33 protein-coding genes are annotated in these 25,029 nt (G+C 41.7%); 28 read left to right on the top strand and 5 right to left on the bottom strand.

What is annotated here, in order from left to right; all coding sequences use genetic code 11:
• Positions 1–49 precede the first annotated feature (49 nt).
• From AB685_RS03525 to AB685_RS03510, 4 genes are all read left to right on the top strand, one after another.
• The gene (locus tag AB685_RS03525; protein ID WP_241773231.1) at positions 50–1,027 is read left to right on the top strand and encodes an MBL fold metallo-hydrolase; all 978 of its coding nucleotides are present in this window, start codon (positions 50–52) and stop codon (positions 1,025–1,027) included.
• Positions 1,028–1,030: 3 nt separating this feature from the next.
• Entirely contained in the window at positions 1,031–1,822 is a 792-nt protein-coding gene (locus AB685_RS03520; RefSeq protein ID WP_047969133.1) for an SDR family oxidoreductase, read from the top strand.
• A gap of 60 nt (positions 1,823–1,882) precedes the next feature.
• Positions 1,883–2,488 (top strand): DUF3221 domain-containing protein, encoded by a 606-nt coding sequence (locus AB685_RS03515; protein WP_047969132.1) that lies wholly within the window; start codon positions 1,883–1,885, stop codon positions 2,486–2,488.
• A gap of 519 nt (positions 2,489–3,007) precedes the next feature.
• A complete protein-coding gene (locus AB685_RS03510; protein WP_241773230.1) occupies positions 3,008–3,682 on the top strand; it encodes an ankyrin repeat domain-containing protein in 675 nt (224 codons plus the stop codon).
• Here AB685_RS03510 and AB685_RS03505 read toward each other — a convergent pair.
• Positions 3,658–4,197, bottom strand: a complete 540-nt coding sequence (locus AB685_RS03505; protein WP_053073714.1) for a hypothetical protein — start codon at positions 4,195–4,197, stop codon at positions 3,658–3,660. The genes AB685_RS03510 and AB685_RS03505 overlap by 25 nt on opposite strands.
• A gap of 148 nt (positions 4,198–4,345) precedes the next feature.
• On the bottom strand, positions 4,346–4,516 hold the full coding sequence (locus AB685_RS30110; RefSeq protein WP_082153482.1) for a YqzH family protein: 171 nt from the start codon (positions 4,514–4,516) through the stop codon (positions 4,346–4,348).
• A gap of 400 nt (positions 4,517–4,916) precedes the next feature.
• Here AB685_RS30110 and AB685_RS03500 point away from each other — a divergent pair, with 400 nt between their 5' ends.
• Positions 4,917–6,173: a UV damage repair protein UvrX gene (locus AB685_RS03500; protein WP_047969725.1), complete on the top strand. Its 1,257-nt coding sequence runs from the start codon at positions 4,917–4,919 to the stop codon at positions 6,171–6,173.
• A complete protein-coding gene (locus tag AB685_RS03495; RefSeq protein WP_347230861.1) occupies positions 6,121–6,555 on the top strand; it encodes a YolD-like family protein in 435 nt (144 codons plus the stop codon). Before AB685_RS03500 ends, AB685_RS03495 begins: the two co-directional genes overlap by 53 nt.
• Before the next feature lie 50 nt (positions 6,556–6,605).
• Here the strand turns inward: AB685_RS03495 and AB685_RS03490 are convergent, their stop codons facing one another.
• Positions 6,606–6,845, bottom strand: a complete 240-nt coding sequence (locus AB685_RS03490; protein WP_047969129.1) for an HPr family phosphocarrier protein — start codon at positions 6,843–6,845, stop codon at positions 6,606–6,608.
• A gap of 101 nt (positions 6,846–6,946) precedes the next feature.
• Between AB685_RS03490 and AB685_RS03485 the strand changes: the two genes are divergently transcribed.
• Positions 6,947–7,774: a radical SAM protein gene (locus AB685_RS03485; RefSeq protein ID WP_047969128.1), complete on the top strand. Its 828-nt coding sequence runs from the start codon at positions 6,947–6,949 to the stop codon at positions 7,772–7,774.
• 98 nt (positions 7,775–7,872) lie between these two features.
• Here the strand turns inward: AB685_RS03485 and AB685_RS03480 are convergent, their stop codons facing one another.
• Positions 7,873–8,364 (bottom strand): hypothetical protein, encoded by a 492-nt coding sequence (locus tag AB685_RS03480; RefSeq protein WP_047969127.1) that lies wholly within the window; start codon positions 8,362–8,364, stop codon positions 7,873–7,875.
• A gap of 290 nt (positions 8,365–8,654) precedes the next feature.
• On the opposite strand from AB685_RS03480, the gene AB685_RS03475 reads away from it, so the two are divergent.
• The 7 genes from AB685_RS03475 (at position 8,655) to AB685_RS03445 (ending at position 15,965) form a co-directional block, all read left to right on the top strand.
• On the top strand, positions 8,655–9,272 hold the full coding sequence (locus AB685_RS03475; RefSeq protein WP_047969126.1) for an HAD family hydrolase: 618 nt from the start codon (positions 8,655–8,657) through the stop codon (positions 9,270–9,272).
• 343 nt (positions 9,273–9,615) lie between these two features.
• Positions 9,616–11,148, top strand: coding sequence for a nickel ABC transporter substrate-binding protein (gene nikA / locus AB685_RS03470; protein ID WP_047969125.1), 1,533 nt, complete (start codon positions 9,616–9,618; stop codon positions 11,146–11,148).
• Between the two features lie 43 nt (positions 11,149–11,191).
• Complete coding sequence (gene nikB, locus AB685_RS03465) at positions 11,192–12,163, top strand: nickel ABC transporter permease (RefSeq protein WP_241773229.1); 972 nt, start codon at positions 11,192–11,194, stop codon at positions 12,161–12,163.
• Positions 12,164–12,177: 14 nt separating this feature from the next.
• Positions 12,178–13,017: a nickel transporter permease gene (gene nikC / locus AB685_RS03460; protein ID WP_241773228.1), complete on the top strand. Its 840-nt coding sequence runs from the start codon at positions 12,178–12,180 to the stop codon at positions 13,015–13,017.
• Positions 13,014–13,838 (top strand): ABC transporter ATP-binding protein, encoded by an 825-nt coding sequence (locus tag AB685_RS03455; protein ID WP_047969124.1) that lies wholly within the window; start codon positions 13,014–13,016, stop codon positions 13,836–13,838. Before nikC ends, AB685_RS03455 begins: the two co-directional genes overlap by 4 nt.
• Entirely contained in the window at positions 13,835–14,605 is a 771-nt protein-coding gene (locus AB685_RS03450; protein WP_047969123.1) for a dipeptide/oligopeptide/nickel ABC transporter ATP-binding protein, read from the top strand. Before AB685_RS03455 ends, AB685_RS03450 begins: the two co-directional genes overlap by 4 nt.
• 25 nt (positions 14,606–14,630) lie before the next feature.
• Positions 14,631–15,965: an MATE family efflux transporter gene (locus tag AB685_RS03445; protein ID WP_047969122.1), complete on the top strand. Its 1,335-nt coding sequence runs from the start codon at positions 14,631–14,633 to the stop codon at positions 15,963–15,965.
• Between the two features lie 51 nt (positions 15,966–16,016).
• On the opposite strand, the gene AB685_RS03440 is transcribed toward AB685_RS03445, so the two are convergent.
• The gene (locus AB685_RS03440; protein ID WP_010194231.1) at positions 16,017–16,229 is read right to left on the bottom strand and encodes a CDGSH iron-sulfur domain-containing protein; all 213 of its coding nucleotides are present in this window, start codon (positions 16,227–16,229) and stop codon (positions 16,017–16,019) included.
• A 166-nt stretch (positions 16,230–16,395) separates the two neighbouring features.
• Here AB685_RS03440 and AB685_RS03435 point away from each other — a divergent pair, with 166 nt between their 5' ends.
• From AB685_RS03435 to AB685_RS03370, 14 genes are all read left to right on the top strand, one after another.
• Positions 16,396–16,731, top strand: a complete 336-nt coding sequence (locus AB685_RS03435) for an iron-sulfur cluster biosynthesis family protein (RefSeq protein ID WP_047969121.1) — start codon at positions 16,396–16,398, stop codon at positions 16,729–16,731.
• Positions 16,728–16,976 carry a DUF2552 family protein gene (locus tag AB685_RS03430; RefSeq protein ID WP_047969120.1) on the top strand — a complete coding sequence of 83 codons (249 nt, stop codon included), beginning with the start codon at positions 16,728–16,730 and terminating at the stop codon, positions 16,974–16,976. Before AB685_RS03435 ends, AB685_RS03430 begins: the two co-directional genes overlap by 4 nt.
• Before the next feature lie 366 nt (positions 16,977–17,342).
• Positions 17,343–18,293, top strand: coding sequence for an ABC transporter ATP-binding protein (locus tag AB685_RS03425; RefSeq protein WP_047969119.1), 951 nt, complete (start codon positions 17,343–17,345; stop codon positions 18,291–18,293).
• Between the two features lie 5 nt (positions 18,294–18,298).
• A complete protein-coding gene (locus tag AB685_RS03420) occupies positions 18,299–19,063 on the top strand; it encodes an ABC transporter permease (RefSeq protein ID WP_047969118.1) in 765 nt (254 codons plus the stop codon).
• On the top strand, positions 19,064–19,849 hold the full coding sequence (locus tag AB685_RS03415; RefSeq protein WP_047969117.1) for an ABC transporter permease: 786 nt from the start codon (positions 19,064–19,066) through the stop codon (positions 19,847–19,849).
• 18 nt (positions 19,850–19,867) lie between these two features.
• Positions 19,868–20,110: a hypothetical protein gene (locus AB685_RS03410; protein WP_047969116.1), complete on the top strand. Its 243-nt coding sequence runs from the start codon at positions 19,868–19,870 to the stop codon at positions 20,108–20,110.
• 3 nt (positions 20,111–20,113) lie between these two features.
• A complete protein-coding gene (locus tag AB685_RS03405) occupies positions 20,114–20,467 on the top strand; it encodes a cupin domain-containing protein (RefSeq protein WP_047969115.1) in 354 nt (117 codons plus the stop codon).
• A 26-nt stretch (positions 20,468–20,493) separates the two neighbouring features.
• Positions 20,494–21,159, top strand: a complete 666-nt coding sequence (locus AB685_RS03400; RefSeq protein ID WP_047969114.1) for an HAD hydrolase-like protein — start codon at positions 20,494–20,496, stop codon at positions 21,157–21,159.
• 147 nt (positions 21,160–21,306) lie between these two features.
• A complete protein-coding gene (gene lepB / locus AB685_RS03395) occupies positions 21,307–21,927 on the top strand; it encodes a signal peptidase I (RefSeq protein WP_053073713.1) in 621 nt (206 codons plus the stop codon).
• A 111-nt stretch (positions 21,928–22,038) separates the two neighbouring features.
• Positions 22,039–22,848 (top strand): aminoglycoside adenylyltransferase domain-containing protein, encoded by an 810-nt coding sequence (locus AB685_RS03390; RefSeq protein ID WP_047969112.1) that lies wholly within the window; start codon positions 22,039–22,041, stop codon positions 22,846–22,848.
• Positions 22,845–23,315, top strand: coding sequence for a GNAT family N-acetyltransferase (locus tag AB685_RS03385; protein WP_047969111.1), 471 nt, complete (start codon positions 22,845–22,847; stop codon positions 23,313–23,315). Before AB685_RS03390 ends, AB685_RS03385 begins: the two co-directional genes overlap by 4 nt.
• Positions 23,316–23,335: 20 nt before the next feature.
• Positions 23,336–23,800 carry an NUDIX hydrolase gene (locus AB685_RS03380; protein ID WP_047969110.1) on the top strand — a complete coding sequence of 155 codons (465 nt, stop codon included), beginning with the start codon at positions 23,336–23,338 and terminating at the stop codon, positions 23,798–23,800.
• A 177-nt stretch (positions 23,801–23,977) separates the two neighbouring features.
• Positions 23,978–24,382, top strand: a complete 405-nt coding sequence (locus tag AB685_RS03375; RefSeq protein WP_047969109.1) for a nucleotidyltransferase domain-containing protein — start codon at positions 23,978–23,980, stop codon at positions 24,380–24,382.
• The gene (locus AB685_RS03370) at positions 24,375–24,788 is read left to right on the top strand and encodes a DUF86 domain-containing protein (RefSeq protein ID WP_047969108.1); all 414 of its coding nucleotides are present in this window, start codon (positions 24,375–24,377) and stop codon (positions 24,786–24,788) included. The genes AB685_RS03375 and AB685_RS03370 overlap by 8 nt, the downstream gene beginning before the upstream one ends.
• Positions 24,789–25,029 lie beyond the last annotated feature (241 nt).

Raw genomic sequence — 25,029 nt, 5'->3', positions numbered from 1 at the left:
TAATCATTTCTTACATATAAACATACAAAAACAAGTAAAAAAGGGGATAATGATGAACAGGGTTTCTTGTAAGCAAGAGATAAAGCAAATTACAATCCCGACCCCGTTTGCGGTTGGAGACGTACATACTTATATTATCATTACAGATAAAGTCACACTGGTGGATGCCGGAGTCAAGACGTTGGAGGCTTGGGAAGTGTTTCAGCGGGAACTGAACAAGCACGGGCTAAAAGTGTTGGACATTGACCAGGTAGTAGTAACACATCATCATCCAGATCATGTAGGATTGCTGGATTACCTCCCATCGAATATACCGGTGTATGGACATAAGCGTGCACATCCTTGGATGACGCAAGATCAACGCTATTTTTCGATGCATGAAAGCTATTATAAGGAACTTTTTGAACAGATAGGTGTGGATAAGCGTTTTTATCCATTGTTGAATGCTATTGATAAGCCTTTACGTTTTTCCTGTCATCGTGGCCTTACTTCCTTTATTGGGGAAGGGGATCGGCTGCAAGGCTTGGCGAACTGGCGCCTTATTGAAACGCCAGGACATGCAAGTAGCCACCTTGTTCTTTTTGATGAAAAGAGCGGAACATTGATAGGGGGAGATCTGATTCTGGCAGATATCTCACCTAACCCGTTGGTGGAGCCACCTTATGTTGGTGAATCCGATCGGAAGAAATCGATGCTCGATTACATACATTCTATTGAAAAAATGAAACGCTTGCCAATTACACGTGTTCTGCCTGGCCATGGAGATATCGTTGAAAATGTACCGGAATTATTGGAAACCCGTTTGAAGCAGCAGGATAAACGTGCAAACAAAGTGGATGGTTTTCTTAAAGAGAAGCCTGCAACAGCCTATGAAATTTGTCAGTTCCTTTTCAAATCTGTCTATGAAAAACAACTGTTACTAACGCTTTCTGAAACACTTGGTCAAATTGATTATCTTCTTGATAAAGGCTTAATTATAGAAGATGCTTCTTCCAAGCCATTTACGTATAAAGCGGGAGGGGAGTAAGCTGTGGCTAGTCTTAAAGGTAAATACATCGTAATCACTGGTGCATCAGGTGGGATTGGAAAAGCCCTCGCGCTTGAAGTGGCCAAACGTGGAGCGACTCCTATACTGATGGCACGATCCCTGGATAAATTGGAGCAGGTGGCAGCGCAGATACAGATCAACCATCAGGTAGATGCACTTTATTACAAGCTGGATGTCCGAAATCATGCAGATATTGAGCAAACGTTCAGCCAGCTAATGACCGAGATTCCAGCGGTGGATGTCCTGGTGAATAATGCAGGGTACGGTAAGTTTGACGATATTGCTGATTTGTCGCTTGATGATATGAGCGGAATGTTTGAAGTGAATGTGTATGGCTTGATTGCCTGCACGAAAATGGTACTGCCGTCCATGCTAGAGCAAAATCAAGGGCATATCATCAACATTGCATCTCAGGCTGGCAAGATTGCTACACCGAAATCGAGTGTATATTCTGCAACGAAGCATGCGGTTCTAGGCTTTACCAACAGCATGAGAATGGAGCTTCATGATACTAATATCTTTGTAACATCGGTTAATCCAGGTCCAATCAGGACGGAGTTTTTTGATATAGCAGACTCATCCGGCAGCTATAAGCAGAAGGTGGACAAGTGGATGCTAGAGCCTGAAGTTGTTGCAGAGCGCATTGCCGATGCGATGTTCACACGTACTCGCGAAATCAATCTTCCTGGCTGGATGAATATGGCCAGCAAGCTTTATCAAATGTTTCCCGGGCTTGTGGAGAAATTCGGTGGTAAGGCGTTTCGACAAAAATAATAGACATCCTGTAACTTTTCATTTTATGTTCCGTCCAATAGGGCAAGAGGTGATAAGAGGATGAAAACACTAAAATTCATGTCATTGCTGGCTTGTTTCCTTCTTTTGTTTGGTTGCGGAACAGCTGGTGGCAACAACAACAGTAGCTCGGGTTCCAATCCGGGTTCAGGTGAAGAAATTCCGGATGAGGAACCGGTGGATGACGAGGAGCAGGCCGTCGAGGATCTGACAGGTTATATTGTTTCGATTTCTGATGAAGGGCAAACACGTATTTTAGTGACTGGTCAGCACCCAAGCAGTGGTGGATCTGGCACATCTGCTACCATGTACACCCTTGAGGAGAGCACGAAGGTGGAGAACTCTGAGGGTGAGGCGTTGGAAGCAGCTGATCTGAAGGCGGGAATGAAAGTGACAGTCTGGAATTCTGGCATCGTAGCCGAATCCTTTCCAGCCCAGTCTGGCGCCATAAAAGTGGTGATCGATGCGGACCAGGATGAGCATGAACAACAGGCAGTTGCCAAGGCATTGGAAGAAGTGGAAGCAGGTAACCCGTGGCATGTCGAGGATGTGTCAGAAGAGGGTGACCATCAATATAAGGTGACGCTGAAGAATCTGCTGGATGACAGTGAACCGGTGGAGATTGAGGTGGAACTGGAAGAGGGGTAAGTTGCACTTGCTACCTCTACCTTTAATCTTTTTAAATAAACCATGAAACGTCTTGTGATTGACACAGGGCGTTTTTTGTTTGAGGACTGCTTTTGAAAGCTGATGCGGTGGAATCATATCAGTGTGGAAGGGTTGTAGGATTGTCGATATTTGGCGCTCTTTGCCGTTTGGCATGTATTGCAGTGAGTTTAGACAGTAAATGGATCACTTTGGCTCGTATTTTAAAAGTTTGGACAGTATTCTACGCAGCCCCGCCAGTAAATGTGTAGTTTTGGACAGTAAATGTGGCTGAACGAAGGTTGATGGGGGAGGTCAAGAGACTTTCATAGTATGGGGGCATCTAAATAGATTTGGAGAGAAGAACGCTATGAAAGTCTAGCTTATTATGGAATAATTAATAGAATAACCCACCTTTTTAAGAAAGGAGTCATACATATGAACTTTATTTTTGAAGATGAAGACTTAGCCGTCGCCGCCGTCCAAGCAATTCAAACCGGTGATGTTCCATCGCTGAAGCGTTTGCTAGCTGACAATCCCGGTCTTGTCACGTCAAGAATCATTGCAAGGGGTTACCATGATGAAAAGTCTGGTAGCTACGGAGTCTCGCGTACACTGCTTCATGTGGCAACCGACTGGCCTGGTCACTTCCCTAATGGAGCGACAACGGTGGGCACTTTGGTTGAGGCGGGAGCAGAGGTGAACGCTAGGTTCACTGGTCATCACACAGAGACACCCTTACATTGGGCTGCTAGCAGTGATGATATGGAAACGCTCAATACGCTTCTTGATGCTGGTGCGAATATAGATGCCACGGGAGCAGTAATCGCAGGAGGGACCCCGTTGGACGATGCGGTGGCATTCGGCCAGTGGAATGCAGCTCATCGGCTAGTGGAGCGCGGTGCTCAGACCAATCTGTGGAATACAGCGGGACTGGGGATGATGGCCGAGGTGAAAGAATACTTTGAAGGCAGGCAACGTCCTACCCCATTCGAAATCACTCAAGCTTTCTGGCTGGCATGTCACGGTGGCCAGCTTAGTGCAGCAGAATACCTTCTAGATCACGGGGCTGATCTCAATTGGATCGGCTATGATGGGCGTACTCCGCTCGACGCAGCAATTCGCAGCAAGGCTGACAACAAACTGATCGAGTGGCTGCGTAGCAATGGTGCTCATTCTGCCGAGGAAATGGAGTAAGGTCTTTCTTTTCCGGTTTCTTTTGCAGACATTTTCGTTAACGACTTTTGGGAGCTTTTTCCGAAACTCTTCTCCCAAATCATCTGAAATCCGTACATCAACAAAGACTTTATCAAAAATAACCCATACAACTGATGACGGTTCATTTTTTTCATTTCGAATACGCCTATGTTCTTAAATAATACGTATATAGGATACACAAATATGGCGTCCACGAATGCATTCAATAGGAAGTACAAGTAAAACCGTCCATATGTAAGACGTAATATCCAAAGTGAGCCAGCAAAGAACGGCCCGACAATAAAGGCAAATTCATTTATAAAGTATGGCGGGATTTTTTTGTAGATGGCCCACCATTTATATTTTTCCGCAATGATACTTTCCAACGCAATTAATATGGACATGAACAATGTGCCAGGTAAATATCTTTTAAAGTGCTTCCATCCCAGAAAAGGGAGCGTCATAAAAGAGATGAATACCATAATCCATAATACCAACACAGGCCGTTTCTTCATGATGCTCCTCCTTTTGCTGTTGAATTTCTTTATTTATCTTGTGTAATTGTGTAGGATTTATGAATTAATATACAACATGCCCTGAAAAGTAGAGAGCTGCATTTAACTAAGGAAAGCACTATCCTCATTGGAACAGTGCTTTCCTTTTTTACTTACTCAAATATTCATACACCACGTCATTGACCACTTCAAACACATCCGATTCAGGACCTTCGGCAACAATACTGTTGACTTCTTCTACCATTTTTTCATATTCCTCTTCACTAAGTGGAATGGACTGAAAATCATGCTGATATTGAACAAAACAATTTCGTATCATCTTTTTTAATGGCTGTTTTCGTAAACTTTGTTGCTATTTCGTATTTTTACAACGACCGTTATATTGTTGCTGTCGTGCTCTTTTCCTGATTATTCGGAGAGATTGCATGATATTTTGAAAGTAGATACACGGTAAAAAGTCCAATTGCCGACTTTTTACAAGCGAATAGCAACAATCTTTGAGAAAAGAGCCTTTTTAATAAATTTCTTTCCACGTCTGTCACCTCATCCATCCCTTATTATAAAGGTTTTAAAGTGGTAACTAGAAAGTGGAATTGTAATTTGTCGAAATATGTAGTGGAATTTACCATTGAAACCGAACGTATATTCGCTTATTATTGGGTATATACTACTAATACGAACATACTTTCTGTTTTAGTGAGGTGTGAAGGTTCGTGGACATGGATTACAGCAAGATGCCAAACAACAAGATTTTATGTGTAGATATGAAAAGTTTTTATGCCAGCTGTTCTGCAGTGATGATGGGGCTCGATCCGCTCACCTGCTACTTGGCGGTAGTCGGGGATATGGAGCGTCAGGGAAGCGTCGTGCTTGCGGCCTCTCCCATGCTGAAAAAAGAATTCGGAATCAAGACGGGCTCACGCCGATTTGAGATTCCAAATGACGAACGCATCCATATTGTAAACCCCAAGATGGCAACCTATCTGCGCATCTCCACAGAAATCACCCGGCTTTTCAACCGATATGTCCCAAAGGACGCCATCCATACTTACAGTGTCGACGAAAGCTTTTTGCAGGTCGACGGAGTGGAGGCCCTTTGGGGAGACGCCACCACGATTGCCGAAAAAATCAAAGAGGACATGGAGCGCGAATTCCAGTTGCCATGCGCCATCGGAATCGGTCCGAACATGCTCATGTCAAAGCTTTGCCTGGATATTGAAGCAAAGAAAAAAGGCATTGCCGAGTGGACCTATGAAGATGTGAAAAAAAAGCTCTGGACGCTCTCTCCACTCAGCGAAATGTGGGGAATCGGATCCAGAGTTCAAAAAACATTAAATCGAATGGGAATTTTCAATGTTGGACAGCTCGCAAATTACCCTCTCGAGCTGCTAGAGAAAAAATTTGGTGTGATGGGCAACCAACTGTACTATCACGCCTGGGGGATTGATCTATCAGAGCTTGGCGCCCCGATTATCCAGGGCCAGATCAGCTTCGGGAAAAGCCAGATTCTAATGCGCGACTACACAGACCCGAAAGAGGTCAAACAGGTCATTCTGGAGATCTGTGAGGAAGTCGCAAGAAGAACACGCCATCACCGTAAAGCGGGACGCACCATCAGTCTGGGAATCGGCTACAGCCGCGATGAGCTCGGCGGAGGCTTCTACCGCTCCCGGACGATGGAACGTGCCACCAATGTCACGATGGACCTATATCGTACCTGCCTTGAGTTGTTCGAGGAAAATTATGAACCGAAAACGGTACGGAAAATTGCAGTGTCCATCTCCAATATTGTGGAGGACAGCGAAATGCAATTGAGCCTGTTTGAACTGGAACAGCCTAAAAAGCGCGAACTCGGCTATGTAATGGACACCATTCGCGGAAAATACGGAACCAATGCGCTATTGCGTGCTGTGTCCTATACCAATGCCGGAACGGCCGTGCACAGAAGCAGGCTGGTTGGCGGGCATAAGGCTTAGTGAACTTCAGACATCTTCAAGCGAATTTGTATTAAAGTTAAAGAAAGGATTGTTGAAGATGATACGAGATCGCGGAACCATTAAATGGACGTCCATGATGCTGCCGGAGCATGTCAAAATGCTGCGTGATTGGACCAAAGAGGATTTATACCAAACCAAACCAGAACTCGACGAACAGCGGCTCGAAGAAATGAATGAGCTGTTTTGCGAAGCGATGGAAACGGGTAAGGAAGTAACCATCACCTATTATGAAAAAAGAAGATACCATCTGTTTGTAGGAGCTGTGCACCATCTTGATGGCTATCAAAGGCGCTTGCATGTGGTGGATAAATTTGGCGAAGCAGGTTGTTTATGTGTAGATGATATTTTGGATATTTCCTGATATAAAAACAAAAACATCCTTCCCCACGAATGAGGAAGGATGCTCCATTATTATTTCTTTTCAAAATATCCAAGAGCCAAAATGGCTTCAAATACTTCTTCGCCTTCCTCGGAAGTAACTTCCACTTCCTGGCCGGGTTGAAGCGCAAGCGCCAAGACACCAAGCAAGCTTTTTGCATCGACTACCCAATGCTCCTTCTTAAATAAAACCGTCCCAGAATAAGAACTGATGGTATTGACTAGATTGCTTGCAGATTCGGCAAAGATAGGTTTTAACACCGTGAGTACCATATGTATCTACCCCTTTTGTAATATGATACTTTAAGTATAAAGAAAATGATGGAAACAACAAGAGAAAAATATTGATATTAATGGAAGAAAGGAGCCAAAGGATGAGAGTGGAAGTAACGGAGAAGACACCACAAAAACTTTTGACCAAAGCGAGTGGCTTCCTAAAAGGCTATACCCACACACTTAACCCTTATATTGGTTGTGCCTTTGGTTGCTCATATTGCTATGTCAGACAAAGCCCGGTGGGTCTGTTCCGAAAACAGGAATGGGGCACATGGGTGGATGTAAAGAAGGATGTAAAAGAAAAGCTTGCGAAAGAAATACGGCTATTGAGGAAAAAGGAACAACCCATCAGTATTTTCATGTCATCTAGTACCGACCCTTATCAACCGGTGGAACAAAAAGAGGAGGTTACCCGAACTCTTTTGGAAGTACTGGTAGAGGATCCACCTGATTTTCTTTTTGTCCAAACAAGAAGCCCATTGGTGACAAGGGATATCGATCTTCTTAAGAAATTGGGAGAACGGATGATGGTAAGTATCACAGTAGAAACAGACTTAGAAGAGGTCCGTAAGAGATTTTCACCAGCAGCACCACCAATACCTGCAAGGATTAAAGCATTAAGAACCTTACATGAAGAAGGCGTACCAACACAGGTGGCCATTGCTCCGGCTCTTCCATTTTCAAGGGATTTCGCGCAAAAGCTGAAGGGAATTGTGGATAGGGTATGTGTAGACGATTTTACCGGTGATGGAAGTGGAGGCAAGCGAACGGCCCGTCTAGATGTTTATGATAAGTATGAGACAGAAGAGATGACAAACTGGTTAGAAGGAAATGTGCAACAGAAAGTTTTTGAGAAAATGCGAGAGGTATTTCCTGAAGAACAAGTTGTCCGAAGTCCAGAGGGGTTCTTTCCGCCTAAAGTATAGGGGCAATCAAAAGCTTAGGTGACAAGGCTACTAAGCTTTTGATTGTAAATAAGAACGAATTTTGTCTCTTAAACCACCGTTATTCGTGAAAGGTTAAGTTATTCATACCAGCCATTTGAATCAGGTAACTTCTGGTACTCCTCCTTGGCTGCAACTAATTTATGTATATAGTTCTCCAAATCAATCAAATTTCTCACGTCTTCAGGATACTCGCAAAAATCACTATAAGAAAACTCCTTCGTCTCCCCGTTCATTTGGATGTGCCAGGAGGTAAATGAAGGAGGTTCAGTTGCACACTGAACCTCTCTATCAATGTCCAAATCTCCCATTATGTTTATTTTTAACATTTCATTATAGATGAGATCTTTTTCCTCAACTGTTAATGGTATCTTAGCTTCTAAGGTGCCGTCTATCACAAGATCTTTAATTATCATGTCATTAAAAGTATCCACTTCTTGTTTGCCATAGGTACCATATGTAAGGCTAAATTCAAAATCAGCAGGCATGACTGGAGTACTAACATCTTTGTCATGACTGCATGCAGAAATGAAGAATAAAATTGGTAAAAAAATAAAAGATAATAACTTCATATATTGATCACCTCTACATCACAGACGAAAAAAATGTAATAAAGTTACTGTTATTCACAGAAAAAAGCGAAAATACGATACAATAGAAAAATAATTTTCCTATTGAGGTGAATGATATGATGATAACCCTTGGAGATGTAATCTTTTGCTTTTTTTATCCCATTAACCTTCCTTGTTGGAATAATACTACTGGTGCGTTCTTCTAATAAGAAGAAAGAGCGGATACAAAGCTTGGAAGCAAGAATAGAAGACTTGGAAAGAAGAATAAATTAACTGGAAGGTGGTCAACAATGGACAGCATTATTTTTGATTTAGATGGTACGTTGTGGGATTCTGTGGAAACAGTAAGGATGGCATGGAATAAAGTTCTGGAAAATGATGATCAAATAGAGAAAGAGTTAACAAGTGATGATTTCAAAGCTACCATGGGGTTGCAAATGCATGAAATAGAAAAGATTCTCTTTCCAGATATGGAAGAAACGTATCGTACTCAATTGTCGAACAAATGTTGCGAAGCGGAGAGAGTGCTTCTAGAGCAAAAAGGAGGTCAGCTCTACGAACAGTTAGAAGAAGTGTTAGAGAGCTTATCCCAAAAATACAAGCTTTTTATCGTAAGTAACTGCCAAGTTGGATACATAGAAGCCTTTTATAAATACCATCAATTGGAAACGTATTTTATTGACTATGAGAATCCGGGCAGAACAGGATTATCAAAAGGTGAAAATATAAAATTAATCATGGAGCGCAATCAACTTGAAAGCCCTGTTTATGTAGGGGATACGCTTGGAGATCAACAAGCAGCAAGGGTAGCAGGTATTCCTTTTGTCTACGCTAGCTATGGCTTTGGAGAAGTGGAAGAATATGATTATATCATTCATTCAGTCAGTGATCTTCAATCAATATTTTAACTTTAATTTACTCAGCCAAAACCTTGAAGGGATGTTCATTCTTTCAAGGTTTTTATTATGCCATAGTAGGTGCCTTTTCATTTTTGTTATTGACGGTTTAAAAAGGGAGGTGTATAGTAAATCTTGCAAATAGTAACTATTACGTTTTGAGGGCGTATTTCCAAATGAACCTGACATCAGCATGGTGTTTAAATCGTAATCATTCTATTCTAAAGGAGTACTCTCGCAAGTTGGAGGTACGTTAATCATTGGCGCATCCAATGCGCTTTCCAGACAACAGATGCCTGAAGCTAAGATAAAACCAAATCTTGCTAAGGCCGAATAATTACAAGGAGAGAAAAAAATGAAATTTAAAAAATCACTCATATTTCCTATTTTTATCATATTTCTACTGCTCATCGCAGGTTGCAGTAATGCAAATGAAGAGACAACTTCTGAGGAAAAAGGAGAAAAGTCTGTAACGATGTTATTCAGTTTCGCTTCCAAAACAATGGATCCGCATCAGGATTGGATGGGAGTGCGTGCTGGAGTGGCAGAAACATTGGTTCGAATTGATGAAAACCTGGAGATTCAGCCATGGCTGGCAGAAGCATGGGAGAGGAAAGATGAAAAAACCTGGACATTTAAGATTAGGAAGGGTGTCACCTTTCATGATGGGACACCAGTCGACGGGGAAGCAGTGAAATCTTCGTTTGAAAGGGTGCTAGAAACGAATGAAGCTATTGGATCTAGCTTGAAAATCGAATCTATGGAAGCGGAAGGTCAGGAGATAACGTTCGTCAATACAGAAGAATACCCGGCATTCCTTTCCGAACTGGTACATACGAATGCATCCGTCGTTAAAGCAGATGCAGAGAACATGGGAGAGAATCCGATTGCAACGGGCCCGTTTAAGGTGGCAAGCTTTGCCCCTGAAACGGAAGTGAACTTGGTGAAGTATGAAGATTATTGGGATGGCGAAGCAAAATTGGATCAAGTGAAAATCAAATTTAATTCAGATGGAAATGTTAGGGCACTCGCCCTTCAATCAGGCGAAGCTGATATTGCCTATCACCTGCCTCCTGAGTCGTTGGATCCAATTGAAAGCAGCGACAACCTACGTGTTGAATCGGTACCAAGTCTTCGTGTCCATTTTTTACTTTATAACAACGCTAACCCTGCATTGCAGGATGTAAATGTCAGAAAAGCATTGGACCTATTGGTGAACCGACCGGTGGCAGTGGAAGAAATCATGAATGGTCACGCAACGGAGGCGGTAGGCCCGTTTAATCCTAACTTTGCATTTGCAGGTGAAGCGGAACCGACCGATTATGATCCCGAAAAGGCCCAGGAGCTATTAAAAGAGGCAGGCTATCAGAAGAACGCGGAAGGGAAGATGGAAAAGGACGGAGAGGTGCTTACGCTTAAACTAGCAACGTATCCAGGAAGACCGGAGCTTCCATTGCTTGCCCAATACCTGCAAGGTGAAGCTGCGTCTGTCGGAGTTAATATAGAAATTGTCACCATTGAAAACATTGATAGTTATCTATGGGAACAACAGGGTGAATGGGATATGGTGACATACTCCAACCTGACTGCTCCGCGTGGAGATGGAGGTTATTTCCTTAATGTTGCCTATCTGCCGGAGGGAGCGTTGAATCCAGGTCAGATCAATATACCAGAGTTAAACAAACTAACCGAACAATTAAATACTACAGCAGATCCAGAAAAGAGAATGGAGCTACAAAAAGAAGTGGTGAATGTTATTCAGAAAGAGGTTCCTCATTCTTTCATTTTGCACCCGCACATTATCGTAGGCGTAAATGATAGAGTAAAAGATTGGGAGCCAGGATCAGAGGAGTATTATCTTATAACAAACAAGATGGATGTAAAATAAAATGATGAAGTGAAAGTATCATAGGATGCTTTCACTTTTCTTCATGAAAAAAGTAGGTGAAAATATGCGACAAGCTGTTTCTATTATCGGCTCAAGGCTGATTCAATTGATTATTATGATTCTTGTTCTCTCCTTCGCAACATTTGTACTGATGAAAATAACCCCGGGGGACCCAGTGAGGGCTTTACTCAAAGTGGATGACGTTATTTCCACCACAGAGGATAAGGAAAGGGTTGCGAAGGAATATGGATTTGATAAACCGATTTTAGTCCAATATGTCCAATGGCTATGGAATGTAGCGCAATTTGATTTGGGTGAATCCATTATTTCAAAGCGTCCGGTAGTGGATATTATTCTCGATAAACTCCCGGCAACCATTGCCTTATCCATAGGAGGCTTGATTGCCCTTTTCGTTATAGCCGTACCACTCGGCGTGCTAGGGGCAGTATATGAGGGACGGTGGCCGGATTATATTAGCAGATGGTTTGCGATGCTAGGTGCATCCATTCCTAGTTTTTGGCTCGGGTTACTACTTATCTACTTTTTTTCATTAAAGTGGAACATGCTGCCTGTTATGGGAAAAGGAACGCTTGCCCACTTTGTCTTGCCCTCTATCACTTTAGGGATTGCAATGGCACCTTTATATATCAAAATATTGCGGGAGCGACTCGTTTCTACCTTGCAAAGTACATATATCGAATCAGCCTATGCACGGGGGTTGGGAAAAGGTAGGGTTATTCTGTTTCATGCTTTCCGCGGTAGTCTCATTCCGCTTGTGACAATGTTTGGCTTGAGTATTGGCAGCCTCCTTGGAGGGGTCACAGTAATTGAGATACTCTTTTCGTGGCCGGGAATGGGGGAACTGATTGTGCAAGCAGTGATGCAACGAGATTATCCAGTGATACAAGGATACATTTTGGTGGTAGGTCTCATAGTAGTGATGACCAATCTGTTGGTGGATTTATTATATTTAATCATTGATCCACAGATAAAGCATGGAAGGGAGATAAGTTGATGGAGAGCATGACGATGAAATGGAAAAGTACGCGTCTTCTTAGCAATCCTAATCTAGTGATTGGTTCCATTTTTGCAGGCTTACTAGCTGGTGTCATTTTGTTTGGAAGTGCAATGGCTCCCCATGACCCTTTTCAAATTGATATGGGAAATAGGCTGAAACAGGCTACTTCCATCCATTGGCTTGGGACAGATCAACTGGGCAGAGATGTCTTCTCAAGAATTTTGTATGGGGCCAAGTTAACCATCGGGCTTGGATTGCTTGCGATTTTCCTGGCAATTGTAATTGGTGTTCCAATAGGCCTCCTCTCCGGTTACATAGGAGGAAAAATAGATGCGTTCTTCATGAGAATAATAGATGGAATCCTGGCATTTCCGGACTTTATCCTGGCAATAGCCATCGCCGGCATCTTGGGACCGAACCTGACCAACATTGTGCTAGCCATCATCTTGGTCAGGTGGATCATGTATGCGAGAGTGGTCCGAAGCTTGGTTCTGGCAGAGAAGGAAAAAGAGTATATTCTTGTGTCAAAGATTTCCCACTCTAGTACGTGGAAAACAATTCGTATGCACCTATTGCCACAAGTGTTACCGGAAATCATTGCGATGGCAGCGATTGATATAGGTAAGGTGATACTCATGATCTCTGCCTTATCCTATATCGGACTTGGGGCCCAACCGCCTATTCCGGAATGGGGGGCAATGTTAAATGAAGGTCGAGGGTATTTTCAAGTAGTACCTTCCCTAATGATTTACCCTGGTCTTGCCATTATGATGACTGTCTTAAGCTGCAATTTATTGGGCGATGGGTTGAAAAATCATTTTGACATCAGGAAGGGTAGTGATAAACGATGAGTGATCTCTTGCTTACTATAGAAGAGTTAGTCGTGAAAAAACAGAATGAGACAAAGGCAGTCATTAGCCAAGTGAATCTCCAGATTGCGAGAGGGGAAATGATTGGATTGATTGGGGAAAGTGGTTGCGGGAAAAGCATGACTGTTAGAGCAATCTTGAATTTGCTGCCAGGACAGATGAAAGCGGAAGGAAACATACTCTATAAAAACAAAAATCTATTAAGTCTGTCGCATAAGGAACATCGTAAGCTTCTTGGGAAAGAGATAGGTATTATTTTTCAGGATTACAGAGGAAGCTTCACGCCTTTTATCCGTATAGGAAAACAAATGGTGGAAACGATACAGACACACAACCCCCTCTCAAAGAAGGAAGCGAAAAAAGTGGCATTGGATGTACTTGCCGAAATGGGACTAGAAGCGGACAGAGTCTATAAAAGTTATCCGTTTCAATTAAGTGGAGGGCAGGTGCAACGGGCTGCGATAGCGATATCCCTTGCATTGAAGCCGTCGTTGCTGATCTGTGATGAGGTGACGACTGCCCTTGATGTTATGAGTGGAGGTAAGGTACTGGATTATATCGAAAAAATGAGGAAAGAGACGGGATGTGCCGTTCTGATGATCACACATGACCTCACACAGGCTTACAAGCGAACGGATAGGATATATGTGATGGAAAAAGGTGAGATTGTAGAATCTGGAACTCCTGATGTGATCCGATGTGACCATCAGCACCCCTATACGAAAAAATTGTGCTCTTGTGTAATGGCTCTTCCGGGAGAAGAAACAGGTGTGGCGACTGGAAGAAAGGTGATATCCCTATGAGCCAACTGATTGTAGATAATCTTTCCATCCATTATTCCAAAAACGTAAAAGCCTTGGATAACGTATCGCTTGCTGTGAATAAAGGGGAAAGCGTTGGGATTGTAGGAGAAAGCGGAAGCGGAAAAAGTACGCTAGCAAAGGTGCTATTAGGTCTTCAGACTTATAAGGAAGGCCACGTGACATTTGATGGAAATCAGATTGTGCCTAAAAAGAAAGGAGCATTGAGAGATTACCGCAGACAAGTTCAGATGGTGTTTCAGGATGCCAACAGAACTCTCAATCCCAAGCTTCCAATCTGGAAAAGCATGTTGGAACCGCTGGATAATTTCAAGGAGGTTCAGCCACCTTTTCTAAATAGAGGAGAGCTATCACGCAAGGAAATAGCGGTGTCACTCCTTGAGATGGTTGGTCTGGACGGGCGTATGATGAATCGCTTCCCAAGCGAGTTGAGTGGTGGACAAAAACAACGTGTCAGTATTGCCAGAGCATTAAGTCTGGAGCCATCCCTCCTAATTTGTGATGAACCGACCGCAAGTCTTGATGTTACCGTTCAAAAGCAAATCCTGCAATTACTGAAGGACCTTCAAGCAAAAACACAAATGACAGTACTTTTCATTTCGCATGACATAAGGGCTGTCACCTTTTTATGCAACCAGATAATCGTCTTGAAAGATGGGGTAGTGGTGGACCGATTTCCGTTGGAAGAGCTCTACGACGATAATCGACATCCATATACGAAAGCGCTGATCAAGGCTGCTTCGTTTTAGTGTGAGACGGAAAGGATAGTAGAGTATGAATATAGTAGTATCGAGAGAAAAAACTGTCTTTAGTAACCGGCAATATTTAGGGCTAGCACTCCCCTTGATCATTGCAGGAATAACCACTCCTCTTATTGGTGCAGTTGATACTGCTGTTGTGGGAAGGCTACCTGACCCATCCTCCATAGGTGGGGTGGCGATTGGTGCTGTCATTTTCAATACCATGTACTGGCTTCTTGGGTTTTTAAGAGTAAGTACTAGCGGGTTTACTGCACAGGCACAAGGTTCAAATAAGACCAATGAGACCATGTTAACTTTACTTAGACCGATGATAATCGCTTTAGTATTCGGCTTACTGTTCATTATCTTTCAAAAACCGATTCTACAAGTCGCATTGAATGTGATTGGAGGGAGTGATGCGGTATCATCTTTTGCCACGACCTATTTTTCCATTCGCGTTTGGGGTGCGCCATTCATTCTATTAAGTTATGTATTTGTTGGATGGTTAATAGGGATGGGCAAGGTACGACTATCGCTTGCCACTCAATTGGTCATGAATTTGATGAATATCATCCTTAGCATGGTATTTGTATTGGGATTAGGCATGGGGGTAGCTGGTGTAGCTTATGCTACGCTAATTTCAGAAGTCAGCGCTGTTCTTTTTGGTGGGTTCATCATTGCCAGACATAACTGGATAGGGTTCTCCAGCGTAAAGCTTCGGATGATTCTAGATCCAGAACCTTTGATGAAAATGGTAAAAGTTAATAGGGACCTCTTTTTAAGAACCGTATGTTTGTTGATTATGACCGGAATTTTTACATCTAAGGGTGCCGGTATGGGAGAAGTGACACTAGCTGCAAACGCCATTCTGCTTCAAATTCATTATATAATGGCTTATTTAATTGGAGGATTTGCCAATGCGTCCAGCATTTTGACGGGGAGGGCAGTAGGCGGGAAGGACTTAGTACTATTTAAAAGGGCTATTAATCTTTCCGCTATCTGGGGTTTTGGGACGGCAGTATCTCTGGCAGCTCTCATGTTATTGGCAGGAGATAATATTGTCACCTTTTTTACCAGCATAGAAATGGTAAGGGCAATGGCCACGGAACACTTGATATGGATGGTGATTTTTCCTTTTGTGGGCTTTTGGGGTTTGCAGTTAGATGGAATATTTTCAGGGGCGACAGATGCCAAGTCAATCAGAGACTCCATCTTCTTTGCATTATTGGTATTTTTAGTAGCAATATGGTTTTTGGTACCCTTGTATCAAAACCAGGGAATTTGGCTGGCGTTTGTGGTGTTTAGTTTGGGACGTTCCATTTTTCTATCCCTATATATACCAAAACTGCATCGGGTCAATTTTTCATAAGCTAAAGGAGAGTGGGAAACTCCCACCCTCCCATTTTCCGGCCGCGCCAAATCAGTCGTTCAATACTTGGGCAGCCCGCACACAGGACTCGAAATTGCCTTTATGTGAAGCATCACAATAAGGAAGCTTTTTAGAAAGCCCGCAGCGGCAAAGAGTAAAGGCTGGCTTGTCCTCAAACTTATTTCCTTCTGCATCAACTAGTTCCACATCACCGGTTACACGGAATCCTCCGTTATCCATCACTTTAATCGTCACTTTTGACATTGGTAAAACACTCCTTCCCATTCAGATATTAGTATCGTACCTACAATTATCCATTTTGACAACAAGAACTTATCCACTACCATCCTTTCCAAATGCCTTCTAGTTATACTAACGAGCAATATATGGTACAATCAGGCTAACAATGAAACAGTTGGAGGCATGAAACGTGAAAGTAACGTTTACAGAGAAAGCAGCAAAAAGAGTAAAGGCAAAGCTTGAAAACCAGGAAGGTAAATGGTTGAAGCTTAAATATGATACAGAAGGATGCGGATGTGTCGTGAGCGGAGTTTCCGCACTATGGATCACACCGGAAAAGGACGATGATGATATAGAGCTAGAAACAAACATTGGCCCTTTATTAATGGAAAAGTCAAAGCTTCTCTTTTTTGATGAAGACATGACAGTCGATTTTGTAGAAAGTGCAAATTGCTATATGCTTAAATGCCCAAGCCAGATTTTGAATCCGCGTATGAGCCTATTAGTGGTGGAGGGAGCAAAATGAGCAACGGGGGCAAAATCAACTCATTGAAAAATGTGGCGGAGTCCAAAACATGGGCATCGTTTTTAAATCATAATCATCCTTACAGCCTGTTGCACTGGTCCATCGGTGGCATCAATCATGAAGACAAAGATGTGTGGTTGCTTCAGGACGAAGTGACATTTGAAGTGCAGGAGTTTGAAAATCTTGATCTTGCAGTGGAATGGATTTCGGAAAATATGGATGGCATAACAGATGTGCTAGGGTAAGTCGGGGAACTTTGTTCTTCGGCTTTTTTTTGTTGGCTAGGAACTCAGAACCTTTAAGAGCAGAGGTTTAGTTTGGCTTCTCGATTGGTGAAGGTGGCTATTTGTTGATAATTGTCGTACTGTGTCGTTTGGCAAGTATTGTAGTAAATGGTTCACTTTGGATCGTATTTTTAAATCTTGGACAGTATTTCACTTCAAACCGACAGTAAACAGTGAGTTTTGGACAGTAAAATGGATTGAGGAGGATAAAGTAATATTAATGAAAGGAAATCCCCTATTTTTCCGGCAAATATAGAACCAATTATTTACACTTCATCCAATCTTCTCTATAATAACAGTTATAATTTTCAGAATGGAGCAAAAAATATGAAAAAAGTAATTGAAGTAGAGAATCTATCTAGAACATACAAAATGAAGGGTGATAAAAAGACTGCACTTAATCATGTGAACTTTGAGGTTATGGAAGGGGAAGTGTTTGGACTTCTTGGACCGAATGGCGCAGGGAAAACAACAACCATCAAAATTTTGACAACTTTGCTGCTACCGTCTGCTGGAAACGTAAAAGTGCTCGGATATGATGTCGTAAAAGAAAGCAATAAAATCAGAGATAAAATAAACTTTGTCTACGGAGGAGAGCGGGGAGTCTACGGGCGTCTCACAGCAACAGAGTATATGCATTATTTTTGCACCCTATATAAAATCCCCAACAAAGACCAACCCCAACTGATTTACCAGTTACTAGAGCTAGTGGGATTGACAGAGGCAGAAAACCAGAAAATACATACATACTCTAAAGGGATGGTACAACGCCTACATATTGCACGATGCTTAATTAACGATCCGAAAATCATCTTTCTCGACGAACCGACAATTGGTTTGGATCCCATTGGAGCAAGACTTCTCCGCGACATCGTAAAAGAACTCGCCAAAAAAGGGATCACCATCATTTTAACGACACATTACATGCAGGAAGCGGATGAACTGTGTGATCGAATTGCCTTTATTAAAAATGGAGAGATTAGTATGATCGGGGATCCAACACATATCAAAGAGAGTTGTAACCACCTTAAACTGTTTGAAGCAACGATGCAAGTCTATGATACTGGCAAACTAAAAGAGGATACGTTCCTGCAACAGGTGGAAGTGACAGAGATTAAAGCGCCTTATTACTCTGTTATGTTTCAGGTGGGAGAGGAAGAAGCCCATTTGGATCAACTTAAAGAATATCTCGCAAAGTATGGTGATGTCATAAAGCTAGAACGACGAGAGATATCGTTAGAGGATGCGTACGTTCATCACATGAAGGATGTGGGGTGAGCTGGATGAACTTTTTCTTTTTATTAGTGAGAGAGCTTAAGTATTTTACCAACTTTCAAAACAAAATGTATCAGTTTCTATTGTTTTTCCAGCCGTTGATGTTTTTGGCTATCGTCTATTTTCTGCAACAGATGCGCGGGGATGTAAATGTTGAAAAATTTGTGGTGGCCTCTGCATTAATAAGCATGTGGAGCTATGTGCTGTATTCTTCAGGATCGGCGTTGATTTCACAAAAGTGGAGCGACACATTGAAGCTTTTGATTGCAGCTCCTGTATCCTTATTTCAAGTGATTCTGACAAAGGCAATCAGTAATGCATTTATCGCACTTTTATCTATGATTCTAAGCTTTGTATATGCAAGGTTCATATTTCAATTGCCGGTTGGGATCCAGAATTATTGGCTCTTCTTTCTTTCCGTTCTGGTTCTGTTATTCTCCTTGAGTGTCGTCGGCATGATATTAGCTATCGTTTTTGTTGCGTTTCAAAATGTATTTGATTATCAGAACTTGATTTTGATTCCGGTCCTTTTAGTGTGTGGAGTGTTTGTGCCAGTGGACAGTTTGCCGTGGATTTTTAAGGCGATTGCCCATGTAATTCCCATGACGTGGGGGATTCAGGGAGTTTATGAGACGCTTGCGCTGTCGCCGCAAATGTTCACTACCATGATGATTACATTATTGGTAAGTGGTGTTTACTTCCTCCTTTCCATTCTCATCATCAAGCGAATGGAAATGGTGCTAAGAAACCGCGGAAGTCTGGGGGCAATATAAATGATACTTCTCAATAAATTTGGTTTCACCTATTTATCCTATAAAGCCCTCTATTCTTTTCAGACACTAAGGTTGTTTATTCTCTTCAGGATTCTGGATCCATTTATGCACTACTTATTTTTTGCAACATTGGTAAGTGCGATTGCGGGTCCGGAGTATTTATCCTATGTCGTACTTGGAAACGTCGTTTTCTATACAGGCAGGACGATGATGATCAATTTCATGTCCATGTTCAAAGGGGAAAGACAATATGGGACATTGGAATTGAATATTGCTTCGCCTACATCGACTTTTGTCATCATCTCAAGGAAAGCTATTGTGCCTTTGCTGGATGGGTTGTTTGTATTTATAGTAGGACTCATCATCGCAAGGTTTATGTTTGGAATTGCACTTCCGATGGAGCAGCTTGGGAATTTGCTTCTTTTGTTTGTCGTGACCATGTTCTCTCTTTTAAGCTTTTCGCTGCTTTTTGCATGTGTAAGCTTACTATTTTCGAATGTGAACCTCTTCTTGAATTTCATGATTGCCTCGTTCCAGGTATTCTGTGGAGTGAACTTTTCGGTTAGCCTGCTTCCTGGTCCGATGGAGGCGGTGTCAAGAGTACTGCCGCTTACAAATAGCATAGAAGCGATGAGATCTATCTATCAAATTGAAATGAATGGGGTAAAGCCGTTATTGTTAAATGAGTTAATGGTAGGAGCGACTTATTTCATTATTGCTGTATTATTGGTTAATGTGATGGAACGTCTGGCAAGAAGGCAGGGAGCGTTGTTTAAAAATGTATAAGGAACGGAGGGGGAAACGATGAAACTAGTTGGTTGGATATTATTTTCTGCATTTATCTGTTATGTCAGCTTTTCTATGGGCACGGAACTGGGTGTTTTTATTTTTATATCTATTGCATTAGGTATTCTAATTAGATGCTTCACTCTCTTACTGGACATAAAAACAAGACTGGCTCAGATTACAAAAGACCCGGACCCTGTCAGAGATGCTTATGAAGATTATCTGACGGAGAAATTCAAAAAGGTAGATAAGGAAGTGTAATCAATGAAATTTTTCCGATTTGATAAAGAAGTAGGTTTTCCAATAAAACAATACGATTCCCAAGCCGCTCAATTCATCAAAGTATTGAGAGGCAAGCAGGAAACTAGTGTTGGGTTTATACAAGTGGATGCTGGTGGTGTAGTGGGATATCATCAGGCAAGCGTACAGCAGTTGTTCATCGTTGTCCAAGGGGACGGGTGGGTAACGGGAACAGACAGGGAAAGAATCTCCATTAAAAGTGGGGAAGGGGTCATGTGGGAAAAGGGAGAATGGCATGAATCAGGAAGCGATAGCGGGATGCTCGCTTTGGTAGTTGAATCAGAAACAATAGATTGCTCCCTTCTTCAAGAAAAATAGACAGCAGGATAAAGGAGTGCATAACGATGCAAGCAATTATCTTTGACATGGACGGAACGCTCTTTCAAACGGATAGAATTCTGGAGTTGGCATTGGATGATACATTCATGCAACTAGTGAAAATGAATGCATGGAATAAAGAAGACCCCACTCCTATTGAAACGTATAGGCGAATCATGGGAGTACCTTTGCCTGTGGTCTGGGAAACACTACTACCATCACACTCACTTGAAATGAGAGTCATGGCAAACGAAATTTTCCATGATACGCTGATAAACAACATTAAAAATGGCAATGGGGCACTTTATCCGGATGTGCAAAAGGTCCTTGCTTTCTTGAAGGAACAAAATATTGAGCTGTACATAGCAAGCAATGGGCAAACCCCGTATCTTGAAGCGATAGTGAAACAATATGACCTGAATCGTTGGGTGACAGAGGTTTTCAGTATCGACCAGATTGGATCCTTAGATAAAACGGAGCTGGTGGGGGAGATTGTGAGAAAATACTCCATCCAACATGGGGCGGTGGTCGGGGATCGACTCTCAGATATAAACGCAGCGAAAGGAAATGGTTTAACGGCAATCGGGTGCAGGTTTGATTTTGCACAGGAAGAAGAACTGGCGCATGCGGATATGGTGATTACTTGTTTAAACGAGTTGAAAGAACTAGTCTTACAAAAAGCACAAAAATAACTAGTGGAAAGTGGAACCTTTTCCTTCCAAATTCGTATTAACGTTGGAGTAAACTAAGCTTGTGACGATCAGAAACATCTGGTCGTTTTTCTTTCTAGAACGAACCAAACTTCTTATCAATTCGTCTAAAGAACAAGGGTGATGCATATGAAAACAAAAAAACTAAAAAATGAAATTGTTAATTGGGGGAAGGCGTGTGTAATCGGCCTCCTATTCGCATTCATTGTGAGCGCTTTGATTGTTCAGCCTTTTACGGTGAAAGGGAGCTCCATGGAACCAACATTGAAAGGGGAGGACTTGTGGTCCCAAAAGGATGATGGTGATAAAGTACTCATCTTTAAGAGTGGCTATATGATGGGGGTGGAGCCCAAATACAATGATATTGTCGTCATTGATAGTCGCGTCGAGCGTGAAAGGAGCCTTACCGATAATTTTAAGGAAAGTCCGCTCGTAAGCACGTTGTTAAAGGAACAGCAGGGGAACAATTACTGGATTAAAAGAGTGATAGGAGTAGAGGGAGATAAGCTTGAATGCCGGGGAGGAATTGTGTACCGAAACGGTGAAGAGCTGGCGGAAGAGTACATACAAGAAGAAATGCTGTTTCCATTTAAGGAAGTGACGGTCCCGGAAGACCACGTTTTTGTGATGGGTGATAACCGTAATGACAGTAGGGACAGTCGAGAGATAGGTTCCATTCCGAAAGAAAACGTGATGGGGAAAGTGGTCCTTCGTTATTACCCATTCGATAGATTGAATACACTTGAATAAATAGGAGAGAAAACGGATGCCTAAAAGAAAACCCATAGGATTGGCCGTCCTATTAAGAAGAGATTGATTCGTATGGCGGAAGGGTTCAATTCTATATAAAGGAGAAAATCAATGTTTGATACTTCTAAGAAATTACAATCTGATATAGAAAAATACATAAATAAAATACTAAAAGAAATAAAAAATATCACAAAAGACAATTTCAGTGGCCTTTATATACATGGTTCCTTGGCAATGGGGGGCTTCAATCCAGAAAGAAGTGATGTGGATGTATTGGTGGTCGTAAGAGATTCACTGAACTCACTCAAACAACAAAAACTGGCGGAGTGCTTATTAGCTCTTTCCAATAACCCATACCCCTTAGAAATCAGCTTTTTAACACAGAATCAACTTGAAAACTGGACCCACCCAAGCCCATATGAATTTCACTACAGTGAGGCGTGGAGAGAAAGGTTTCAAATGGAACTGGCAACCGGATTTTTCCAAGCACTCAGCGAAAAAGGTCACAAGGAAGACCCTGATTTGGCAGCTCATATAACAATCTTGAATCATAGAGGGATATGTATCGAAGGACCTCCTATAAGAGATGTTTTCCCTATCATTCCTCGTGCCCACTATCTTTCTTCCATTCTCGCAGATTATCGGGATTGTTTGGAGAACATAGAAAAAGATCCTATCTATTGTGTGCTGAATCTGGTTAGGGTGTATTGGTTTATAAAAGATGGGGTTATTTCTTCTAAGCAAGAAGCAGGAGAGTATGGGCTGTCTTCATTCCCAAAAGAGTTCAAGGGGACTTTTTTGAAAGTGACGGAAAGTTATCAGGGAAGGCACCTTAGTGATTTTCATAAAGAAGAGTTAAGGAAAGTAAGGAACTACATGAAAAGTGAGATAGAAAAATACGAAAAGGAGCTAACTTCATGAAAATAAGAAATATCCAAGATGACGATTTCCTTCGTATTTCAACCAACTTGAATACTTGGTGGGGCGGTCGGGATATGGTCGATATGCTACCAAGTTTATTTATCCATCATTTTAAAGACACAAGTTTCATTATAGAAGAAAAAGGAGCGACCATCGGGTTTGTGATAGGTTTCATTTCTCCTTCCCACCCACAGCAGGCATACATACATTTTGTTGGCGTAAACCCGAGGATCCGCCAAAAAAGTGTTGGAAGAAGGCTTTACGAACATTTCTTTCAGACAGTAAAGAACCAGGGTTGCAAGGAAGTGAGCTGCGTGACCTCCCCTGTGAATACGACCTCTATCAATTTTCATACAAAGATGGGCTTTAGCATGAAGGATGGAGACATGAGTACGAACGGTATTCCAATTCATCAAAATTATGATGGAATGGGCCAAGATCGAGTGGTATTTAATAGGTTATTATGATGGATTTAGGAGGCATAGCCATGGATATTGTTTTTCACACAGAGCACGCAGTTTTTAATTATAGAGTGGCGGGAATCTGGATACAGGACGACCGTATTTTATTACATCGAGCGAGTGATGATCATATCTGGTCTCTTCCAGGTGGGAGAGTGGAGATGAACGAAGCCTCACCAGTCAGCCTGCAACGGGAATTTAAAGAAGAGTTGGATATATCCATGACTATTGAAAGGCTAGTATGGGTAGCTGAAAACTTTTTTGAGTATCGTGGAAAAAAAGTACATGAAATAGGATTTTACTATATAGTTTCAAACAAGATAGAAGAACCTATCCCAACTGGACAATTTCACGGCATAGAAGGCGAAAGATTGGTCTATGAATGGGTACCGATTTCCGAGCTAGAAGAAGTTATCCTTTACCCTGAATTTCTGAAAAAGGCATTGAAGGATATACCTGAGAAAACGGAGCACTATGTGGTAAGTAACTGAGTTTTACATAGGTAAGAAAACACGTTACCATTTTCAAAACATTATACGCCCTACAAACGGTAGCAAACTTATGAACTTCTTGGGCAAACAGGAAGTTTTTGTATTTAAATGAGGATAGATGTGGAAAGACCGTTGAGATATGGTATGATTTACTTAAATTTGTGATGTTTTGGAGTGATGATGATGGTTGATGAGAATATTATTGTTAACTTTCTGGTCAAGGAATTAGCGCCAGAAATAATTTATCTATTCGGTTCTCAAACTTCACCAGAGTTGACTCATCCAGGAAGTGATGTAGATATTGCCTATTTGAGTAGCAAAGAAAAGGATCATTACGATAGATTTATGTTAGCCCAGCAACTAGCCACTCTTCTAAACAAAGACGTAGATTTAATTGACCTTTCTAAAGCGTCAACTGTATTTCAAATGCAAATTATCAGTAAAGGAAAAGTTATCTATTGTTCTGACAAAAAGAAACAGGCATTGTTTGAAATGCTAACATATAAAAAATATGTTGTCCTTAATGAAGAGAGAAAAAGAATTCTCGATCGTGTTACAGAAAGTGGGAGAGTCTATGAATAGTGATATAATCCTAAATAAAATAAGCACTATAGAGCGATGTATCAGAAGAATTAGAGAAGAGTATGATGAGAATCCATTGAATTTAAAGAATTTTACAAAGCAGGATTCTATCATACTTAATATTCAACGAGCATGTGAAGCAAGTATAGATATTGCCATGCATATTGTATCCGAGAAGAAATTGGGTATTCCGCAATCTAGTCGAGATGCATTTGAGTATTTATCAACGAACGCTATCATAAACGAAAATCTTTCTTTACGATTGAAGGCCATGGTGGGATTTCGTAACATAGCAGTTCATGATTACCAAGAAATCAACTTAGAAATTGTAAAAGTAATTGTGGAGAAACATCTTGAAGATTATTTAGAATTTACAAAGCAAATAGTAAACGCAAAAAATAATTAGGCGTGACTTTCAAAAACGCATCCAGTATAATGGAAGTATCTTCAAACAGAAGGAGTTTGTTTTATGGAAAAGGTAGTTCTTAACTAAACGTAATCAAATACGTGCGATATGAGAGAAAAGTTCGACAAAGTCGAGCTCTGTTTGAGTACGCTTTTTTTCTCATAGCGAAATGTTAAGAACACGGGTTTGCGCCTGCTCCATAAAATGATAGTTATAGCATGAGTATAGGTATTTTTCTGCC

Source organism: Bacillus sp. LL01 (assembly GCF_001037965.1).
The sequence above is the reverse complement of the archived record's forward strand: the minus strand, read 5'-3'. Positions and strand labels throughout refer to the sequence as shown.

Bases quoted from the DNA above. Each gene is read 5' to 3' on its own strand.
- AB685_RS03480 (WP_047969127.1), bottom strand. From the start codon at position 8,364: ATGAAGTTATTATCTTTTATTTTTTTACCAATTTTATTCTTCATTTCT.
- AB685_RS03425 (WP_047969119.1), top strand. From the start codon at position 17,343: ATGAAAAAAGTAATTGAAGTAGAGAATCTATCTAGAACATACAAAATG.
- AB685_RS03420 (WP_047969118.1), top strand. From the start codon at position 18,299: ATGAACTTTTTCTTTTTATTAGTGAGAGAGCTTAAGTATTTTACCAAC.
- AB685_RS03400 (WP_047969114.1), top strand. From the start codon at position 20,494: ATGCAAGCAATTATCTTTGACATGGACGGAACGCTCTTTCAAACGGAT.
- lepB (WP_053073713.1), top strand. From the start codon at position 21,307: ATGAAAACAAAAAAACTAAAAAATGAAATTGTTAATTGGGGGAAGGCG.
- AB685_RS30110 (WP_082153482.1), bottom strand. From the start codon at position 4,516: ATGATACGAAATTGTTTTGTTCAATATCAGCATGATTTTCAGTCCATT.
- AB685_RS03475 (WP_047969126.1), top strand. From the start codon at position 8,655: ATGGACAGCATTATTTTTGATTTAGATGGTACGTTGTGGGATTCTGTG.
- AB685_RS03370 (WP_047969108.1), top strand. From the start codon at position 24,375: ATGAATAGTGATATAATCCTAAATAAAATAAGCACTATAGAGCGATGT.
- AB685_RS03410 (WP_047969116.1), top strand. From the start codon at position 19,868: ATGAAACTAGTTGGTTGGATATTATTTTCTGCATTTATCTGTTATGTC.
- AB685_RS03485 (WP_047969128.1), top strand. From the start codon at position 6,947: ATGAGAGTGGAAGTAACGGAGAAGACACCACAAAAACTTTTGACCAAA.
- AB685_RS03390 (WP_047969112.1), top strand. From the start codon at position 22,039: ATGTTTGATACTTCTAAGAAATTACAATCTGATATAGAAAAATACATA.
- AB685_RS03375 (WP_047969109.1), top strand. From the start codon at position 23,978: ATGATGATGGTTGATGAGAATATTATTGTTAACTTTCTGGTCAAGGAA.
- nikB (WP_241773229.1), top strand. From the start codon at position 11,192: ATGAAAAAAGTAGGTGAAAATATGCGACAAGCTGTTTCTATTATCGGC.
- AB685_RS03455 (WP_047969124.1), top strand. From the start codon at position 13,014: ATGAGTGATCTCTTGCTTACTATAGAAGAGTTAGTCGTGAAAAAACAG.
- AB685_RS03405 (WP_047969115.1), top strand. From the start codon at position 20,114: ATGAAATTTTTCCGATTTGATAAAGAAGTAGGTTTTCCAATAAAACAA.
- AB685_RS03440 (WP_010194231.1), bottom strand. From the start codon at position 16,229: ATGTCAAAAGTGACGATTAAAGTGATGGATAACGGAGGATTCCGTGTA.
- AB685_RS03490 (WP_047969129.1), bottom strand. From the start codon at position 6,845: ATGGTACTCACGGTGTTAAAACCTATCTTTGCCGAATCTGCAAGCAAT.
- AB685_RS03385 (WP_047969111.1), top strand. From the start codon at position 22,845: ATGAAAATAAGAAATATCCAAGATGACGATTTCCTTCGTATTTCAACC.
- AB685_RS03380 (WP_047969110.1), top strand. From the start codon at position 23,336: ATGGATATTGTTTTTCACACAGAGCACGCAGTTTTTAATTATAGAGTG.
- AB685_RS03495 (WP_347230861.1), top strand. From the start codon at position 6,121: ATGCCGGAACGGCCGTGCACAGAAGCAGGCTGGTTGGCGGGCATAAGG.
- AB685_RS03515 (WP_047969132.1), top strand. From the start codon at position 1,883: ATGAAAACACTAAAATTCATGTCATTGCTGGCTTGTTTCCTTCTTTTG.
- AB685_RS03500 (WP_047969725.1), top strand. From the start codon at position 4,917: ATGGATTACAGCAAGATGCCAAACAACAAGATTTTATGTGTAGATATG.
- AB685_RS03450 (WP_047969123.1), top strand. From the start codon at position 13,835: ATGAGCCAACTGATTGTAGATAATCTTTCCATCCATTATTCCAAAAAC.
- AB685_RS03525 (WP_241773231.1), top strand. From the start codon at position 50: ATGATGAACAGGGTTTCTTGTAAGCAAGAGATAAAGCAAATTACAATC.
- AB685_RS03415 (WP_047969117.1), top strand. From the start codon at position 19,064: ATGATACTTCTCAATAAATTTGGTTTCACCTATTTATCCTATAAAGCC.
- nikA (WP_047969125.1), top strand. From the start codon at position 9,616: ATGAAATTTAAAAAATCACTCATATTTCCTATTTTTATCATATTTCTA.
- nikC (WP_241773228.1), top strand. From the start codon at position 12,178: ATGAAATGGAAAAGTACGCGTCTTCTTAGCAATCCTAATCTAGTGATT.
- AB685_RS03445 (WP_047969122.1), top strand. From the start codon at position 14,631: ATGAATATAGTAGTATCGAGAGAAAAAACTGTCTTTAGTAACCGGCAA.
- AB685_RS03430 (WP_047969120.1), top strand. From the start codon at position 16,728: ATGAGCAACGGGGGCAAAATCAACTCATTGAAAAATGTGGCGGAGTCC.
- AB685_RS03505 (WP_053073714.1), bottom strand. From the start codon at position 4,197: ATGAAGAAACGGCCTGTGTTGGTATTATGGATTATGGTATTCATCTCT.